At 40.1% G+C, this 671-nt stretch carries 1 protein-coding gene; it reads left to right on the top strand.

Annotated features, from left to right (window positions below):
• A partial coding sequence (locus ACFIO5_RS12120) for an AAA family ATPase (RefSeq protein ID WP_375705541.1) occupies positions 1 to 671 on the top strand: 671 nt, incomplete at both ends.

The following is a 671-nucleotide window of genomic DNA, read 5'->3' as shown; positions in this document are numbered from 1 at the left end:
TTTAGATGCCCTTGTTGGTAAGACAGCAAGTCCCGCTACCCGTGAGAGTTTTCGTAAAAAATTGCGTGACGGTGAATTGGATGAAAAAGAGATTGAAATTGAAGTCTCTGATAATAACAGTAATAGTACTTCGACCTTTGATATTCCTGGTATGCCTGGTGCACAAATGGGAATTATGAATTTGTCAGAAATTTTTGGCAAGATGGGGAATCGTACAAAAGTTCGCAAAACAACAGTAAAGGACGCTTTTAAACCACTTATTGATGATGAGTCTGAAAAACTCCTTGATCAGGATCAAATTATTCAAGAAGCACTTCGTGTTGCTGAGAATGACGGAATTGTTTTTATCGATGAGATTGATAAAATTGCGACCAGAGATGGGGGCGCAAGTGCTGCTGTCTCGCGTGAGGGCGTTCAAAGAGATCTTTTACCTTTGGTTGAAGGAACAACAATTGCCACAAAATATGGGCAAATCAAAACAGATCATATCCTTTTTATTGCATCAGGTGCGTTTCATGTTTCCAAGCCATCTGATTTATTGCCAGAACTTCAAGGTCGTTTGCCCATCCGCGTGGAATTAAATCCTTTAACAAGGGAAGACTTACGACGTATTCTAACCGAACCTGAAGCCAGTCTGATTAAGCAATATATTGCTTTAATGGCAACGGAAG

It is taken from the genome of Bartonella sp. AA86SXKL (assembly GCF_042196885.1).
The sequence above is the reverse complement of the archived record's forward strand: the minus strand, read 5'-3'. Positions and strand labels throughout refer to the sequence as shown.